Annotated in this window: 15 protein-coding genes and 1 other annotated feature; of the genes, 10 read left to right on the plus strand and 5 right to left on the minus strand. The window is 53.1% G+C overall.

All coding sequences use genetic code 11. From position 1 onward, the window contains the following. Positions 1-10 precede the first annotated feature (10 nt). Complete coding sequence (acrA, locus tag OGY72_RS01960; RefSeq protein ID WP_286546470.1) at positions 11-1204, minus strand: multidrug efflux RND transporter periplasmic adaptor subunit AcrA; 1194 nt, start codon at positions 1202-1204, stop codon at positions 11-13. A 141-nt stretch (positions 1205-1345) separates the two neighbouring features. Between acrA and acrR the strand changes: the two genes are divergently transcribed. Further along, positions 1346-1996, plus strand: coding sequence for a multidrug efflux transporter transcriptional repressor AcrR (gene acrR / locus OGY72_RS01965; RefSeq protein WP_003831045.1), 651 nt, complete (start codon positions 1346-1348; stop codon positions 1994-1996). Positions 1997-2124: 128 nt separating this feature from the next. Further along, positions 2125-5490: a mechanosensitive channel MscK gene (gene mscK / locus OGY72_RS01970; protein ID WP_286546472.1), complete on the plus strand. Its 3366-nt coding sequence runs from the start codon at positions 2125-2127 to the stop codon at positions 5488-5490. A 39-nt stretch (positions 5491-5529) separates the two neighbouring features. Here the strand turns inward: mscK and OGY72_RS01975 are convergent, their stop codons facing one another. The 3 genes from OGY72_RS01975 to priC all read right to left on the minus strand — a co-directional run bounded on the left by OGY72_RS01975 (position 5530) and on the right by priC (position 7232). Further along, positions 5530-6453 carry an Rpn family recombination-promoting nuclease/putative transposase gene (locus tag OGY72_RS01975; protein ID WP_048214781.1) on the minus strand — a complete coding sequence of 308 codons (924 nt, stop codon included), beginning with the start codon at positions 6451-6453 and terminating at the stop codon, positions 5530-5532. 69 nt (positions 6454-6522) lie between these two features. Next, the gene (gene rsmS, locus OGY72_RS01980) at positions 6523-6690 is read right to left on the minus strand and encodes a pleiotropic regulatory protein RsmS (RefSeq protein WP_065772037.1); all 168 of its coding nucleotides are present in this window, start codon (positions 6688-6690) and stop codon (positions 6523-6525) included. A 14-nt stretch (positions 6691-6704) separates the two neighbouring features. Then, positions 6705-7232: a primosomal replication protein N'' gene (priC, locus tag OGY72_RS01985; protein ID WP_175310247.1), complete on the minus strand. Its 528-nt coding sequence runs from the start codon at positions 7230-7232 to the stop codon at positions 6705-6707. Positions 7233-7301: 69 nt separating this feature from the next. On the opposite strand from priC, the gene OGY72_RS01990 reads away from it, so the two are divergent. The 8 genes from OGY72_RS01990 (at position 7302) to hemH (ending at position 15448) form a co-directional block, all read left to right on the plus strand. Continuing rightward, positions 7302-7679, plus strand: coding sequence for a DUF454 family protein (locus OGY72_RS01990; RefSeq protein WP_032934350.1), 378 nt, complete (start codon positions 7302-7304; stop codon positions 7677-7679). A 193-nt stretch (positions 7680-7872) separates the two neighbouring features. Beyond that, positions 7873-8424 carry an adenine phosphoribosyltransferase gene (gene apt, locus OGY72_RS01995; protein ID WP_003021759.1) on the plus strand — a complete coding sequence of 184 codons (552 nt, stop codon included), beginning with the start codon at positions 7873-7875 and terminating at the stop codon, positions 8422-8424. 117 nt (positions 8425-8541) lie between these two features. Continuing rightward, positions 8542-10470: a DNA polymerase III subunit gamma/tau gene (dnaX, locus tag OGY72_RS02000; RefSeq protein ID WP_003831049.1), complete on the plus strand. Its 1929-nt coding sequence runs from the start codon at positions 8542-8544 to the stop codon at positions 10468-10470. Beyond that, positions 9803-9867 (plus strand) — a sequence feature (DnaX frameshifting element). Its footprint overlaps the gene before it by 65 nt. Positions 10471-10527: 57 nt before the next feature. Further along, the gene (locus OGY72_RS02005) at positions 10528-10857 is read left to right on the plus strand and encodes a YbaB/EbfC family nucleoid-associated protein (RefSeq protein ID WP_003021764.1); all 330 of its coding nucleotides are present in this window, start codon (positions 10528-10530) and stop codon (positions 10855-10857) included. Further along, a complete protein-coding gene (gene recR, locus OGY72_RS02010; protein ID WP_003831050.1) occupies positions 10857-11462 on the plus strand; it encodes a recombination mediator RecR in 606 nt (201 codons plus the stop codon). Before OGY72_RS02005 ends, recR begins: the two co-directional genes overlap by 1 nt. Positions 11463-11572: 110 nt before the next feature. Next, positions 11573-13447: a molecular chaperone HtpG gene (gene htpG, locus OGY72_RS02015; RefSeq protein ID WP_032942554.1), complete on the plus strand. Its 1875-nt coding sequence runs from the start codon at positions 11573-11575 to the stop codon at positions 13445-13447. A 231-nt stretch (positions 13448-13678) separates the two neighbouring features. Continuing rightward, positions 13679-14323 (plus strand): adenylate kinase, encoded by a 645-nt coding sequence (adk, locus tag OGY72_RS02020; RefSeq protein WP_003021773.1) that lies wholly within the window; start codon positions 13679-13681, stop codon positions 14321-14323. Between the two features lie 162 nt (positions 14324-14485). Then, positions 14486-15448, plus strand: a complete 963-nt coding sequence (gene hemH, locus OGY72_RS02025; protein ID WP_003831052.1) for a ferrochelatase — start codon at positions 14486-14488, stop codon at positions 15446-15448. On the opposite strand, the gene aes is transcribed toward hemH, so the two are convergent. Next, positions 15445-16404 (minus strand): acetyl esterase, encoded by a 960-nt coding sequence (gene aes / locus OGY72_RS02030; RefSeq protein ID WP_126318996.1) that lies wholly within the window; start codon positions 16402-16404, stop codon positions 15445-15447. The two genes, hemH and aes, sit on opposite strands and share 4 nt — an antisense overlap. Between the last annotated feature and the right edge of the window lie 5 nt (positions 16405-16409).

The following is a 16409-nucleotide window of genomic DNA, read 5'->3' on the forward strand; positions in this document are numbered from 1 at the left end:
CCTGTTTAAGTTAAGACTTGGACTGTTCTGGCTGGCTACCGCTCGCTGCTTGCTGGTTGTTATCAGCGGTGATTTCCTGCGCTTTTACCTGCGCACCAGGACGTACTTTTTGCAGCCCAGTGACAATCACGCGGTCGCCTGATTTAAGTCCATCAGTGACTAACCATTTGTCGCCAATCGCTTGAGAGGCAACAATTTGACGAGTTTCAACTTTGTTGTCTGCACCGACAACCAATGCACTGGCATCGCCACGCGGTGTGCGGGTAACGCCTTGCTGTGGAACCAGTAATGCAGTTGGGTTAGTCCCTTCTTCCAGACGTGCGCGGACGAACATACCCGGCAGTAAGGTGTGATCCGGGTTAGGGAAGATTGCGCGTAACGTAATCGACCCGGTGGTTTGATCTACCGTCACATCAGAAAATTCCAGCGTACCGGATTGCGGGAATTTAATGCCGTCATTGGTTACCAGTTCGACTTTCGCTTTGCCGTTCTCTTGCTTCAGCGTGCCGTTGGCCAGCTCTTGTTTCAGGCGCAGGAAGTCGTTGCTTGACTGCGTTACGTCCACGTAGATCGGGTCCAGCTGCTGAACGGTCGCCAGTGCGGTCGCTTGACCGTTTTGCACCAGAGCCCCTTCCGTAACGGATGATTTACCAATGCGGCCGCTGATCGGCGACGTCACTTTGGTATAGGCCAGATTGATGCGTGCTGTTTCTACCGCGGCTTTCGCGGCAATAACGGCGGCGTTTGCCTGCTGTGCGTCTGCCAGCGCGCTATCGTAATCCTGTTGACTGATGTACTTAGTACCCAGCAGTTTCTGATAACGTTTAACCGTCAGTTGAGCGATATTTGCTGCGGCTTGTGCTTTGGCCAGATCGCCTTTTGCGCTTTCGTAAGCGGCCTGGTAAGTCGCAGGATCAATCTGATAGAGAGATACACCCGCTTCGATGTCACCACCTTCGGTGAAATTACGCTTCAGGATAATACCGCTAACCTGAGGGCGAACTTCTGCGATGCGAAACGCACTGGTGCGACCCGGAAGCTCGGTTGTTATCTGTAGAGGTTCAGTTTTGAGTGTAACAACTCCAACCTCTGGCATCTGCTGGCCCCCTTGTTGGGCCTGTTTGTCGTCACATCCTGTTAGCGCTAAGCTGCCTGAGAGCATCAGAACGACTGCCAGAGGCGTTAACCCTCTGTTTTTGTTCATATGTAAACCTCGAGTGTCCGATTTCAAATTGATCAATGGCTTAAAGCCCATAAACCCATTGCTGCGTTTATATTATCGTCGTGCTATGGTACATACATTCACAAATGTATGTAAATCTAACGCCTGTAAATTCACTGACATATGGCACGAAAAACCAAACAACAAGCACAGGAAACACGACAGCATATTCTCGATGTTGCTCTGCATTTGTTTTCGCAACAAGGGGTATCATCCACCTCGCTTGCGGAGATCGCAAAAGCCGCTGGTGTCACGCGCGGAGCAATCTATTGGCATTTCAAAAACAAGTCGGATTTATTCAGTGAAATCTGGGAGCTAGCAAAACCTAACATTGATGAGTTAGAGACTGAGTATCAGGCAAAATTCCCCGACGATCCACTATCAGTATTAAGAGAAATTTTAATTTACGTTCTTGAAGCTACCGTGACAGAAGAACGCCGACGTTTGTTGCTGGAAATTATATTCCACAAATGCGAATTTGTCGGGGAAATGGCCTCTGTTCAGTTAGCTCAACGCCATCTTTGTATTGAAAATTACGATCGTATCGAACAAACATTGCGGCACTGTATGGATGCCAATATGCTGCCGGAAAACCTGAACACCCGTCGCGTGGCGGTCCTGTTGCGTAGCTACATTACCGGAATCATAGAAAACTGGTTATTTGCCCCCGAATCGTTTGATCTGAAAAAAGAAGCTCGGGAATACGTGGCTGTGCTGCTGGAGATGTGCCTTATGTGCCCAACTCTGCGGCTTGGCGTGGCGGAAATCCACTAAACGTTTTGGGCCTGTACCAGGAATTCTCCTGGTCGTTTTGCCTGCTGCTATTCTGCCGGTCACAGCCGTGATATTCTTGCCGCTTGACTATTTTCGGTCACTTTTCCGGTTCAGAAACGTTCATTCTCATGACTATGTTGCAGCTCTATAAACGTTCACAGCATCTTATTGCTATTACCATTCTTTTCTTCATTCTCTTGCTATCTTGCCAGTCGTCTGCTTTTGCGCGGGCGCAACAGAGTGGTGAACTGCCGACGAAAGCGGATATTCAGAGCCAACTGGACGCACTGAGTAAACAAAAAGATCTCTCCGCGCAGGATAAGCTGGTCCAACAGGATCTCATCGATACCATCGCCACGTTGGATAAAATCGATCGCGTGAAAGATGAGACCGTACAGCTTCGCCAGAAAGTTGCCCAGGCACCGGAGAAAATGCGTCAGGCGACGGATGCGTTAAATTCGCTCAGCGATGTCGATAACGACGATGAAACGCGAAAAACGCTGAGTACACTCTCCTTGCGACAGCTTGAGTCGCGCGTGGCACAGGTTTTGGATGACCTGCAAAGTGCGCAAAACGATCTTGCCGCTTACAACAGCCAACTGGTGTCGCTCCAGACGCAGCCAGAGCGTGTGCAGAATGCGATGTACACCGCGTCGCAGCAAATGCAGCAAATCCGCAATCGACTCGATGGCACCAATGTGGGAGAGGCGGCGTTACGCCCCAGCCAGCAGGTGTTGCTGCAGGCGCAGCAGGCGCTGCTGAATGCGCAGATCGACCAACAGCGTAAGAGCCTGGAAGGCAATACTGTTTTGCAGGATACCTTGCAAAAACAACGTGACTACGTAACAGCTAACAGTAACAGGCTTGAACATCAGCTCCAGCTTCTGCAAGAAGCGGTGAACAGCAAACGACTGACGTTAACCGAAAAGACGGCTCAGGAAGCGGTAACGCCGGATGAAGCCGAGCGTATTCAGTCAAATCCGTTAGTGAAGCAGGAACTGGATGTTAACCATCAGCTAAGTCAACGCCTGATTGCCGCGACCGAAAACGGCAACAACCTGATGCAGCAGAATATCAAAGTCAAAAACTGGCTTGACCGCGCGCTGCAATCCGAACGCAATATTAAAGAACAGATCGCCGTCCTGAAAGGCAGTCTGCTGCTGTCGCGTATTCTGTATCAGCAACAACAAACACTGCCGTCGGCGGATGAACTTGCCGATATGACTAACCGGATCGCTGATTTGCGTCTGGAACAGTTTGAGATTAACCAGCAGCGCGATGCGCTATTCCAGAACGATGCGTTTGTCGCCAAACTGGAAGAAGGGCACAGCAACGAAGTGAATGGTGAAGTCCATGATGCCCTGCTGCAGGTTGTGGATATGCGCCGTGAACTGTTGGATCAGCTGAACAAGCAGCTGGGCAACCAGTTGATGATGGCGATTAACCTGCAAATCAATCAACAGCAGCTAATGAGCGTGTCGAAGAACCTGAAAGGGATCCTCACGCAGCAAATCTTCTGGGTTAATAGTAACCGTCCGATGGACTGGGACTGGATCAAAGCCTTCCCGCAAACGCTCAAAGACCAGTTTAAGTCGATGAAAATCACAGTGAACTGGGAAAAAGCCTGGCCAGCGGTCTTTATTGCGTTCCTGGCGGGCCTGCCGCTGCTGCTTATTGCCGGGTTAATCCGCTGGCGTTTGAAATGGCTGAAAGAGTATCAGGCGAAATTAGCCGCCGCAGTAGGGAATCTGCGTAATGACAGTCAGCTCAATACGCCAAAAGCGATACTGATCGATCTGATCAGAGCGTTGCCGGCGTGCCTGATTATCCTCGCCGTGGGCCTGATTCTGCTTACCATGCAGTTGAATATCAGCGACCTGCTGTGGGCGTTCAGTAAGAAGATGACAGTCTTCTGGCTGGTGTTTGGTCTGTGCTGGAAGGTGCTGGAAAAAGATGGCGTGGCGATACGTCATTTTGGCATGCCAGCGCAGCAGACCAGCCACTGGCGCCGCCAGATCGTGCGTATTAGCCTGGCGCTGTTGCCGCTTAACTTCTGGTCGGTCATTGCTGAACTGTCGCCGCTTAATTTGATGGACGATGTGCTGGGTCAGGTAGTTATTTTCCTCAACCTGCTGCTGATCGCCTTCCTGGTATGGCCAATGTGCCGCGAAAGCTGGCGTGACAAAGAGTCACATGGCCTGCGTCTGGTCACTATTACCGTCCTCTCAATTATCCCGATCGCGTTAATGGTGCTGACGGCGACAGGGTATTTCTACACCACGTTGCGCCTGGCCGGCCGTTGGATTGAAACGGTCTATCTGGTTATCCTTTGGAACCTGCTGTATCAGACGGTACTGCGTGGATTGAGTGTGGCGGCACGTCGTATCGCCTGGCGCCGTGCCTTAGCGCGTCGTCAGAACCTGGTGAAAGAAGGGGCGGAAGGAGCCGAGCCGCAGGAAGAACCGACCATTGCGCTTGAGCAGGTTAACCAGCAAACGCTGCGTATAACAATGCTGGTGATGGTTGCCCTGTTTGGTATTCTGTTCTGGGCAATTTGGTCCGATCTAATCACCGTGTTCAGTTATCTCGATAGCATTACGCTCTGGCATTACAACGGCACCGAAGCGGGAGCTGCGGTGGTGAAAGACGTCACCATGGGCAGTCTGCTGTTTGCGATTATTGCCTCAATGGTCGCGTGGGCGCTGATCCGTAACTTACCCGGCCTGCTGGAAGTGCTGGTGCTGTCGCGACTGAAGATGCGTCAGGGTGCTTCGTATGCGATCACCACGATCCTTAACTACGCGATCATCGCCATCGGTGCGATGACGGTCTTCGGATCGCTCGGTGTTTCATGGGATAAGCTACAGTGGCTGGCAGCAGCCCTGTCGGTTGGTCTTGGTTTTGGCTTGCAGGAAATCTTCGGTAACTTTGTTTCGGGTCTGATTATTCTGTTTGAACGCCCGGTCCGCATCGGCGATACCGTGACTATCGGTACGTTCTCAGGAACGGTCAGCAAGATCCGTATCCGTGCCACCACTATTACCGACTTCGATCGCAAAGAGGTGATCATCCCGAACAAAGCATTTGTGACGGAGCGTTTGATCAACTGGTCGCTTTCCGATACCACCACGCGTCTGGTGATCCGCATCGGCGTGGCCTACGGTTCGGATCTGAATAAAGTGAAGAAAGTGCTGCTGCAGGCGGCGATGGAACACCCGAAAGTGATGCACGATCCAGAGCCTGCAGTGTTCTTTACCGCCTTCGGCGCCAGCACGTTGGATCATGAACTGCGTTTATACGTGCGTGAACTGCGCGATCGTAGCCACACGGTTGATGAACTGAACCGTGCGGTCGATCGTTTGTGCCGTGAAAACGACATTGATATCGCCTTTAACCAGCTCGAAGTGCACCTGCATAACGCGAAAGGTGATACCGTGACCGAGGTTAAGCGTGACATCATTAAAGGTGATGATCCGACGCCTTCGGTAGGCTAAGTTGCAATCAGGGCGGCATATTTGCCGCCCTGATTGCATTTAGTGCGCCAGCGCGACCAGTTCTTCCTGCGTCAGGCCTGTAAGGTGCGTAATCAGCTCCAGTTCCAGGCCGCGGGCGAGCATTTTTTGTGCGATATTACGCGCTTCAACCTGCCGACCTTCTTCTAACCCTTTTTCCAGCCCTTGTTGTATGCCTTCCACTCTGCCTTTTTCTTCCAACCATTCGGCAATCGTCATCAGCTGTTCCTTGTACTGTGGCGCACTCTGCGCCAGATGGCGGACAAGTACGCCGGGTTCCGTGGTATTTCCTGCTTTAAGCATGTAATTAATCAAAACGTCGATTTGATATTCTGTCAGATGCTCTTGTGTTAAGAGTGTGACCAGTTGATCCAATAGCTCACTCAGATCCCGTCGACGAATATGTTTTTGCAGGAGTTCCAGCATCGCTACCCGTTGATGCTGCAAGATCTGATTATCTGGCATTACGGTCAGGTCTACCAGTGTAAATTCATTGCCGTAAAGCGCTTTCGCAAGCTTTGGTTCGCTAAACAGGTGATGCCAGTTAAGGGTATAAGGCCACGGACTTTCCATACCATGGTAAAACAGGATAGGAACGACCAGAGGTAATGTCTTATGCCCGGCGTTAAGATGGTGTTGCATGGCGGCAATTGCGTAGCGCATCAGGCGAAAGGCCATGAATTTATCGGGCTTACTCTGATGTTCAATCAGTGCGTAAACGTAGCTGGGTCCATGTGTTGTTTGCAGGGAATAGAGGATATCTGAATAGCTGGTATGTAAATCGTCCTCAATAAAGCTGCCTGATTCCAGCGTTAATGTATCCATATCGCATATATTGAGAAATGCTTCAGGCAAATGGATCTGCAAAAAATCTCGGGCAACCTCCTTTTGCGTCAGCATTTGCCGAAAGACCGCGTCGTGGGGTGTGGTGGGGAGTCGTTCCATGATCTGTCCGTTATCGTCGTGATGTTGCGACGACTCTGACACCGAAGCCAATGGCAGACCAGAGGGCAATTAATCAGTTTGCGAGGTGCCTTCCGCAGTTTTAAGTTTGTTTTCATAATCACGCATGACGATCTCCAGCGCGCGTAGCACTGTTCGTGCTGGTAGCTGATTTTCCTCAAGTAAAACAATCAAATCGACGGCCAGTTTGACCTCGTCCGGGGCGTTCTCTAATGACATAAATTCTCCGGGGATTAACGGGTTAAACGCGCCAGCACGTTTTCTATTCTTGCCAGAGCATGGCGACAGCGCGCCAGTCGCGCCTCGAATGCTTCTACTTCACGATGCAGTTTTTGCTGTTCTTCAAAGCCGGTAGCCTGAGCCAGACGCTCTTTGCGTTCACGCGTCATTTCAACCAGACGGCGTTCAAATTCCTGATGTTGGACCCGCTTGCGCTGCCAGCGCGCCAGACCTGGAGAAGCGCTGTCCCACTCTCGAAGGGACCAACTGGCGGTTTCACGTGAAATCGCCTCTAACTGTGAGGCAAGGTGTTCCGCAAGCCAGGTGATTTGCGGGAGTTGCTGCTGCTCAACGGCACGGCGCAGGGCAGTAAGATTATCGTCAGCCTCATCCAGACAAGCCTGCAGCAACGTGCTGCGCGTGTGAAACAGATGCCTGTCAAAGCGGGCGCTAAGCGTTGTGTGATGCGCCAGCGGAGCACAACGCTGTCGCAGGCGGTTAAGCTGGTTTTCGAGCGTCTGTAACAGCATGGCGGTTTTCACAACAACACTCCGATGAAAATGAGAACCGTTATGCTAAAGTAGCGATTCTCTGTGTTAAGTACTCATATTATGCAACGCATTATTCTAATCATCATTGGCTGGATAGCGGTAGTGCTAGGTACGCTGGGCGTTGTATTGCCTCTGTTGCCGACGACGCCGTTTATACTGCTGGCAGCCTGGTGTTTTGCCCGCTCATCGCCGCGTTTTCACGACTGGTTGCTTTACCGTTCGTGGTTCGGCGGGTATTTGCGCCACTGGCAAAAACACCGTGCGATGCCGCCGGGAGCAAAACCGCGCGCTGTTTTGTTGATCCTGGTGACGTTTGGTATTTCACTGTGGCTGGTCAATATGATGTGGGTGCGCGGCCTGCTGCTGGTTATTCTTGCCTGTTTACTGATTTTTATGTGGCGGATCCCGGTGATTGATGAAAAACAACAAAAGCAGTAAAGCGCAATAATCGCTGTTGCAATTGTCTCTCACAGCCAGTAAATTCGACCGTTTTCGAGCACAGGCGCAGGTGGTCAAAGGTTAAGCAAGTGTAACCTTGGCTCTTATATAGACACAAAATCATTCAAGATACGTCGAGGATGAAGTGTTTAGTGCGCCGTGAAGTAATACTGTATTAATCAGGCACAAACTTATGACCGCGACAGCACAGCAGCTTGAGTTTCTCAAAAATAGCATCAAAAGCATCCACGACTACCCAAAACCGGGCATTCTCTTTCGTGATGTCACCAGTTTACTGGAAGACCCGAAAGCCTACGCCCTCAGCATTGAATTGCTGGTTGAACGCTACAAAAATGCGGGTATCACTAAAGTGGTTGGCACCGAAGCGCGTGGCTTCCTGTTTGGCGCGCCGGTAGCGTTGGGTCTGGGCGTCGGCTTTGTTCCGGTACGCAAACCCCGTAAGCTTCCGCGTGAAGTTATTGCTGAGACCTATGAGCTGGAATACGGCACCGATCAGCTGGAAATCCACGTTGATGCCATCAAACCTGGCGATAAAGTGCTGGTTGTGGACGACCTGCTGGCAACTGGCGGCACGATTGAAGCGACTGTGAAGCTGATCCGCCGTCTGGGTGGTGAAGTTACCGATGCTGCTTTTATCATTAACCTGTTTGATCTGGGCGGCGAACAGCGTCTGGAAAAACAGGGGCTGACCTGTTATAGCCTGGTTCCATTCCCGGGCCACTAAGTCGGGCTATCTTATCTCGGTAGACGAATACCGAGACACACAACCTCGCCGTCGCTGCGAGGTTGTGTTAGCATTATCCCCCTGTGAATCCACCCTCCAGCCTTTCAGAGCCTGCCAATGAGTTATCAGGTCTTAGCCCGAAAATGGCGCCCACAAACCTTTGCTGACGTCGTCGGCCAGGAACATGTGCTGACGGCACTGGCGAACGGCTTGTCGTTAGGGCGTATTCATCATGCTTATTTGTTTTCCGGCACCCGTGGCGTCGGGAAAACCTCTATCGCCCGTTTGCTGGCGAAGGGATTAAACTGTGAAACCGGCATCACCGCCACGCCGTGTGGCGTGTGCGATAATTGCCGGGAAATCGAGCAGGGGCGTTTTGTCGATCTGATTGAAATCGACGCCGCCTCACGCACCAAAGTCGAAGACACCCGTGACCTGCTGGATAACGTCCAGTATGCGCCTGCGCGCGGTCGCTTTAAGGTCTACTTGATCGACGAAGTGCACATGCTGTCTCGCCACAGTTTTAATGCCTTGCTGAAAACGCTCGAAGAGCCGCCCGCGCACGTTAAGTTCCTGCTGGCGACTACCGATCCGCAGAAGCTGCCGGTGACTATCCTGTCGCGCTGTCTGCAATTCCATCTTAAAGCGTTGGATGTCGAACAGATTCGCCATCAGCTTGAGCATATCCTCAAAGAAGAGCATATCGCCCATGAACCACGTGCACTGCAACTGCTGGCTCGCGCCGCGGACGGCAGCCTGCGTGATGCGCTGAGCCTGACCGATCAGGCGATCGCCAGCGGCGATGGCCAGGTCTCGACCGAGGCGGTCAGCACTATGCTCGGCACGCTGGACGACGACCAGGCGCTCTCGCTCGTTGAAGCGGTTGTTGCTGCGGACGGCGAACGCGTGATGGCGCTGGTAAACGACGCCGCCGCGCGCGGTATCGAATGGGAAGCGCTGCTGGTTGAGATGTCGGCTTTGCTGCATCGTATTGCCATGGTTCAGCTTTCGCCTGCCGCGCTCGGCAGCGATATGGCCGCCATTGAACAGCGTATGCGTGAACTGGCGCGAATTGTTCCGCCAACCGATGTGCAGCTTTACTACCAAACTTTGTTAATCGGGCGCAAGGAACTGCCATATGCGCCGGACAGGCGAATGGGCGTCGAAATGACGCTGCTGCGTGCGCTGGCTTTTCATCCGCGCATGCCGCTCCCGGAACCTGAAGTTCCACGACAGTCGTTTGCCCCGGTCGCACCCACTGCGGTGATGACCCCGACGCAGGTGCAGCAGCAGCCTGCGCCTGCACAACAGCAACAGAATGTGCCGCTCTCCGATGCCACCAGTCAGGTGTTGGCGGCGCGTAGCCAGTTGCAACGCGCTCAGGGAGCAACCAAAGCAAAAAAGAGTGAACCGGCAGCCGCTTCCCGCGCGCGGCCGGTGAATAATGCTGCGCTGGAAAGACTGGCTTCGGTGTCGGAACGTGTTCAGGCGCGTCCGGCGGTCTCTGCGCTGGAAAAAGCACCGGCGAAGAAAGAAGCGTATCGCTGGAAAGCGACCAATCCTGTTGCAGAAGTTAAAGAAGTCGTTGCCACGCCGAAAGCGCTGAAAAAAGCGCTTGAGCATGAAAAAACGCCGGAACTGGCGGCAAAGCTTGCGGCTGAAGCCATTGAACGCGACCCGTGGGCCGCCCAGGTGAGTCAGCTCTCGCTGCCTAAACTGGTGGAGCAGGTGGCGCTTAATGCCTGGAAAGAAGAGAATGGCAACGTAGTTTGCCTGCATCTGCGTTCCACGCAGCGACACCTAAATTCCAGCGGTGCGCAGCAAAAACTGGCCGAAGCTCTGAGTTCCTTAACTGGGTCAACGGTTGAATTGACCATCGTTGAAGATGATAATCCAGCGGTGCGTACGCCGCTGGAGTGGCGTCAGGCCATTTATGAAGAGAAGCTCGCGCAGGCGCGTGAGTCGATTATTGCGGATAATAACATCCAGACGCTGCGTCGTTTTTTCGATGCGGAGCTGGACGAAGAGAGTATTCGCCCCATTTGATCGTCAGCCTAATGGTTTGACGGTCGTCATCCCTTAACGTGATTGAGAGAGAAGCCTATGTTTGGTAAAGGCGGTCTGGGTAACCTGATGAAACAGGCCCAGCAGATGCAAGAAAAAATGCAGCAGATGCAGGAAGAAGTCGCCAAGCTGGAAGTGACCGGCGAATCTGGCGCGGGTCTGGTAAAAGTGACCATTAACGGCGCGCACAACTGCCGTCGCGTGGAGATCGATCCAAGCCTGCTGGAAGACGACAAAGAGATGCTGGAAGATCTGGTTGCTGCGGCATTCAACGACGCGGCGCGTCGCATTGAAGAGACGCAGAAAGAGAAGATGGCCTCTGTTTCCTCCGGAATGCAGCTGCCGCCTGGCTTTAAGATGCCGTTCTGATGCAAACCAGCCCGCTGTTAACTCAGCTTATGGAAGCACTGCGCTGTCTGCCCGGCGTTGGCCCGAAGTCGGCGCAGCGCATGGCGTTCACGCTACTTCAGCGCGATCGCAGCGGCGGGATGCGTCTGGCACAGGCGTTAACGAAGGCGATGTCGGAAATCGGCCACTGTGCCGATTGCCGCACCTTCACAGAGCAAGACGTCTGCAACATTTGCTCGAACCCGCGTCGCCAGGAAAACGGTCAGATTTGTGTGGTGGAGAGTCCGGCGGACATCTACGCCATTGAGCAAACCGGGCAGTTTTCCGGACGTTACTTCGTGCTGATGGGACACCTGTCGCCGCTGGACGGTATTGGCCCTGATGATATCGGGCTGGATCGTCTCGAACAGCGACTGGAGTCTGAGCAAATCAACGAACTGATCCTGGCGACCAATCCCACGGTCGAAGGAGAGGCGACCGCCAACTATATTGCTGAGCTTTGCATGCAATATGGCGTTGAAGCCAGCCGTATCGCCCATGGCGTTCCGGTAGGCGGCGAGCTGGAAATGGTCGATGGCACTACGCTGTCGCACTCTCTGGCAGGACGACACAAGATTAAATTCTGAACAAACGGAGGCCGCGACGGCGGCTTCCGCTTGAAATCCTTCCCGCTTGTCCCCATTTCACCCTCAACGTGTTTTTACCATTGAAAATGGCATTGTTGAGGTAGATCTACATGAAAGGACAAGAAACTCGTGGTTTTCAGTCAGAAGTAAAACAGCTTCTGCACCTGATGATCCATTCTCTGTATTCCAATAAAGAAATCTTCCTGCGTGAGCTTATCTCTAACGCCTCGGATGCGGCAGACAAGCTGCGTTTCCGCGCCCTGTCTAACCCGGACCTGTATGAAGGCGACGGTGAACTGCGTGTACGTGTTTCCTTCGATAAAGATAAGCGTACGTTGACCATTGCCGATAACGGCGTGGGGATGAACCGTGATGACGTTATCGATCATCTGGGGACCATTGCGAAATCCGGTACTAAATCTTTCCTCGAATCCATGGGTTCCGATCAGGCGAAAGACAGCCAGTTGATCGGCCAGTTCGGGGTGGGCTTCTACTCTGCGTTCATCGTGGCGGACAAAGTCACCGTGCGTACCCGTGCTGCGGGCGATAAGCCGGAAAACGGCGTGTTCTGGGAATCTGCGGGCGAAGGTGAGTACACCGTTGCCGACATCACCAAAGACGATCGCGGCACCGAAATCACCCTGCATCTGCGTGAAGGCGAAGATGAGTTCCTTGATGACTGGCGCGTACGTTCCATCATCAGCAAATATTCCGACCATATCGCGTTGCCGGTAGAGATCGAAAAATCCGAAGAGAAAGACGGCGAGACCGTGGTTTCCTGGGAAAAGATCAACAAGGCGCAGGCGCTGTGGACCCGTAACAAGTCGGAAATCAAAGACGACGAGTACAACGAATTCTACAAGCACATCGCCCACGACTTCACTGACCCGCTGACCTGGAGCCACAACCGTGTGGAAGGTAAGCAGGAGTACACCAGCCTGCTGTACATCCCGTCCCAGGCTCCGTGGGATATGTGGAACCGCGATCACAAGCATGGTCTGAAACTGTACGTCCAGCGTGTGTTTATTATGGACGACGCCGAGCAGTTCATGCCGAACTACCTGCGCTTTGTGCGCGGTCTGATAGATTCCAACGATCTGCCGCTGAACGTTTCCCGTGAGATCCTGCAGGACAGCACAGTCACCCGTAACCTGCGCAGCGCGCTGACCAAACGCGTACTGCAGATGCTGGAAAAACTGGCGAAAGACGACGCGGAAAAATACCAGACCTTCTGGAAACAGTTCGGCCTGGTACTGAAAGAAGGCCCGGCGGAAGATCACGCCAACCAGGAAACGATCGCTAAGCTGATGCGCTTCGCGTCTACGCACACTGACTCCTCCGCACAGACCGTGTCGCTGGAAGACTACGTGTCGCGTATGAAAGAAGGGCAGGAGAAAATCTACTACATCACCGCAGACAGCTATGCGGCAGCGAAGAGCAGCCCGCACCTGGAACTGCTGCGTAAGAAAGGCATTGAAGTCCTGCTGCTTTCTGACCGCATCGATGAGTGGATGATGAACTACCTGACCGAGTTCGACGGTAAGGCATTCCAGTCTGTTGCTAAAGCTGACGAGTCCATCGACAAGCTGGCGGATGAAGTTGATGAATCGGCAAAAGAAGCGGAAAAAGCGCTGACGCCGTTCGTTGAGCGCGTGAAAACCCTGCTGGGCGACCGCGTGAAAGAAGTGCGTCTGACTCACCGTCTGACCGACACGCCAGCCATCGTCACCACCGATGCGGATGAAATGAGCACCCAGATGGCGAAACTGTTTGCCGCTGCGGGCCAGGCCGTACCGGAAGTGAAATATATCTTTGAACTCAACCCGGACCACGTGCTGGTAAAACGCACGGCGGATACCCAGGATGAAGCGCAGTTTAAAGAGTGGGTCGAACTGCTGCTGGATCAGGCGCTGTTTGCTGAGCGCGGCACGCTGGAAGACCCTAACCAGTTTATCCGTCGTATGAACCAGTTGCTGGTGTCCTGATACCCGTAATGTAATGCCGGATGGCGCTAACGCTTATCCGGCCTACAGCATCTCGTAATAGTATGCCGGATACGGTGTTTCCACCGCCATCCGGCATTTTCTCGCCTTATTTTTAATTTTCCCACCGTTAACCGTTTCAGCGTCGGGCGTCTTTCTTGAGCCAATTGCGTGATGGTGGTATCGTTTAGCGCTTTTTAAAAAATATCGACAACCTTTAAGGGGATTTTCGTAATGCGTATCATTCTGCTTGGCGCTCCGGGCGCGGGTAAAGGAACTCAGGCTCAGTTCATCATGGAGAAGTATGGTATTCCGCAAATCTCCACCGGTGATATGCTGCGTGCCGCCGTGAAATCTGGCTCCGAGCTGGGCAAACAAGCGAAAGACATCATGGACGCCGGTAAGCTGGTGACTGATGAGCTGGTGATCGCGCTGGTAAAAGAGCGTATTGCTCAGGAAGACTGCCGTAATGGTTTCCTGCTGGATGGCTTCCCGCGTACTATTCCGCAGGCAGACGCCATGAAAGAAGCGGGCATCAACGTGGACTACGTTCTGGAGTTCGATGTTCCTGACGAACTGATCGTTGACCGTATTGTAGGTCGTCGCGTACACGCTGCTTCTGGCCGTGTTTACCACATCAAATTCAACCCGCCTAAGGTTGAAGGTAAAGACGACGTGACCGGCGAAGAGCTGACCACCCGTAAAGACGATCAGGAAGAAACTGTACGTAAGCGCCTGGTGGAATACCATCAGATGACAGCTCCGCTGATCGGCTACTACTCTAAAGAAGCGCAGGCGGGTAACACCAAATACGCGAAAGTTGATGGCACTCAGGCCGTTGCTGACGTGCGCGCAGCGCTGGAAAAAATCCTCGGCTAATTTTTCGCGTAATAAACCTCTTATCAGGCCTGCCATTATCGCGCAGGCCTGATAAGCGTAGCGCCATCAGGCAAATTCTCGTCTTACCTCTCACAGCAATTAGTTCTTCTTTATCGCTTTTCCGCTACAATTATCAACAATTTGAATCGATAAGAGGCGGTAATGCGTCAGACGAAAACCGGTATCCTGCTGGCAAACCTCGGCACTCCCGATGCCCCAACCCCCGAAGCCGTTAAGCGCTACCTGCGCCAGTTTTTAAGCGATCCACGTGTAGTTGATACGTCACCTGCACTGTGGTGGCCGCTGCTGCGTGGGGTGATTTTACCGTTGCGTGCGCCACGCGTAGCCAAGCTGTACCAGTCAATCTGGATGGAAGACGGTTCCCCGCTGATGGTTTATAGCAAGGCACAACAGCGGGCCCTGGCAGAACGCCTACCAAATACCCCTGTCGCGCTGGGAATGAGCTACGGTTCGCCGTCGCTTGAAAGCGCGGTCGATGAACTGTTGGCAAGCGGGGTTGAACACATGGTGGTGTTACCGCTGTACCCGCAATATTCCTGTTCGACGGTGGCGGCCGTCTGGGACGAACTGGCGCGTATCTTAGCGCGTAAACGCGGTATTCCTGGCGTTTCATTTATTCGTGATTACGCCGATGACAGCAGCTACATCGATGCGCTGGCGAAGAGTGCCCGGGATTCATTTGCTCAACACGGTGAACCTGATTTGCTGCTGCTCTCCTACCACGGCATTCCGCAGCGGTACGCCGATGAAGGAGATGACTACCCGCAGCGCTGTCGTGATACCACCCGAGAGTTGGTTTCAGCGCTTGGCCTGCCGCCAGAAAAAGTAATGATGACCTTCCAGTCTCGCTTTGGTCGCGAACCATGGCTGACGCCATATACCGACGAAACGTTAAAAATGCTGGCGGAGAAAGGGACACAACATATCCAGGTTATGTGTCCGGGCTTCTCGGCAGATTGCCTCGAAACGCTGGAAGAGATAGCGGTACAAAACCGGGAAATTTTCCTTGAGGCTGGCGGTAAGCAATATGAGTATATTCCGGCGCTTAATGCCGCACCGGAACATATCGAAATGATGGTTAAACTGACTGACGCTTACCGTTAAAGCTGGGCTCTGAAGTAACGAGCGCCTTCCCGCAACGCATCGTCGGCGGTTTTCATCATTCGCGAATAGTGCAGGAAGGCGTGTAGCGTGCCGGGGTACATTTTGTACTGGCAGGGCTGCTGATGCGCCTGCAACGTCTGGAATAGTAAGCGGCTATCGTCAATCAGCGGATCAAACTCAGCGCCGGCGATAAAACACGGCGGTACGTCACGCGTCAGGTCGTTATTGAACAGACAATAATACGGTGACTCGCGATCGTCAGCGCTACGCAGGTACGCGTTTTCGTACATCTGCAAGTCCTCGCGGGTTAACCCATCCCACGCTCCGCCCATCAGCCGTCGGCTCAGTGAATCCTGCAGGCCGTAAAGCCCATACCACAACAGCACCCCAGCCACCTTGCCGCAGACAATGCGTTTATCCCGTAGCCACAGCGCGCTGGCAAGCGCCAGCATGGCTCCGGCGGAATCGCCCGCAAAACCGATATGATTCACATTAAGAGAATAGTCGCCAGAGTGCTGATGAAAATACTGGCAGACGGCGGCAATCTCTTCGATGGCTTGCGGGAAACGGGCTTCTGGCGCAAGCGAATAGTCGATACCAATTACCGTGCACTGCGTATAGCGCGCCAGTAAGCGCATAATACGGTCATGGGTATCCAGATTACCGAGAATAAAACCGCCGCCGTGCAGATAATACAACGTTGCCAGGCTATGGGGCTGCGGTGAGTAAATACGTGTGGCCACGGGGCCGCATGCGGTAGAAATAACGCATTCGCGGGTATTCATCTCTGGGGCATCGGCATTCCACAGCTGCCGTTCATGAATGTAGTGCTGGCGCTGGGCCACGAAGTCATCGGCAGCGGGCCACGGCGGCAGATCGTCGCGATGAAAATTCACCACGCTTTTCATTTCATCCGAAATTCTGTCGAGTACGGGGATCTTGTTTTCCGGCTTCATAAAAC

It is taken from the genome of Citrobacter sp. Cpo221, from assembly GCF_030332345.1.
Taxonomy (GTDB): Bacteria; Pseudomonadota; Gammaproteobacteria; order Enterobacterales; family Enterobacteriaceae; genus Citrobacter; species Citrobacter portucalensis.

Excerpts from the sequence above, each read along its gene's own strand:
- acrA (WP_286546470.1), bottom strand. The coding sequence starts at position 1,204 with ATGAACAAAAACAGAGGGTTAACGCCTCTGGCAGTCGTTCTGATGCTC.
- acrR (WP_003831045.1), top strand. The coding sequence starts at position 1,346 with ATGGCACGAAAAACCAAACAACAAGCACAGGAAACACGACAGCATATT.
- mscK (WP_286546472.1), top strand. The coding sequence starts at position 2,125 with ATGACTATGTTGCAGCTCTATAAACGTTCACAGCATCTTATTGCTATT.
- OGY72_RS01975 (WP_048214781.1), bottom strand. The coding sequence starts at position 6,453 with ATGGAACGACTCCCCACCACACCCCACGACGCGGTCTTTCGGCAAATG.
- rsmS (WP_065772037.1), bottom strand. The coding sequence starts at position 6,690 with ATGTCATTAGAGAACGCCCCGGACGAGGTCAAACTGGCCGTCGATTTG.
- OGY72_RS01990 (WP_032934350.1), top strand. The coding sequence starts at position 7,302 with ATGCAACGCATTATTCTAATCATCATTGGCTGGATAGCGGTAGTGCTA.
- apt (WP_003021759.1), top strand. The coding sequence starts at position 7,873 with ATGACCGCGACAGCACAGCAGCTTGAGTTTCTCAAAAATAGCATCAAA.
- dnaX (WP_003831049.1), top strand. The coding sequence starts at position 8,542 with ATGAGTTATCAGGTCTTAGCCCGAAAATGGCGCCCACAAACCTTTGCT.
- OGY72_RS02005 (WP_003021764.1), top strand. The coding sequence starts at position 10,528 with ATGTTTGGTAAAGGCGGTCTGGGTAACCTGATGAAACAGGCCCAGCAG.
- recR (WP_003831050.1), top strand. The coding sequence starts at position 10,857 with ATGCAAACCAGCCCGCTGTTAACTCAGCTTATGGAAGCACTGCGCTGT.
- htpG (WP_032942554.1), top strand. The coding sequence starts at position 11,573 with ATGAAAGGACAAGAAACTCGTGGTTTTCAGTCAGAAGTAAAACAGCTT.
- adk (WP_003021773.1), top strand. The coding sequence starts at position 13,679 with ATGCGTATCATTCTGCTTGGCGCTCCGGGCGCGGGTAAAGGAACTCAG.
- hemH (WP_003831052.1), top strand. The coding sequence starts at position 14,486 with ATGCGTCAGACGAAAACCGGTATCCTGCTGGCAAACCTCGGCACTCCC.
- aes (WP_126318996.1), bottom strand. The coding sequence starts at position 16,404 with ATGAAGCCGGAAAACAAGATCCCCGTACTCGACAGAATTTCGGATGAA.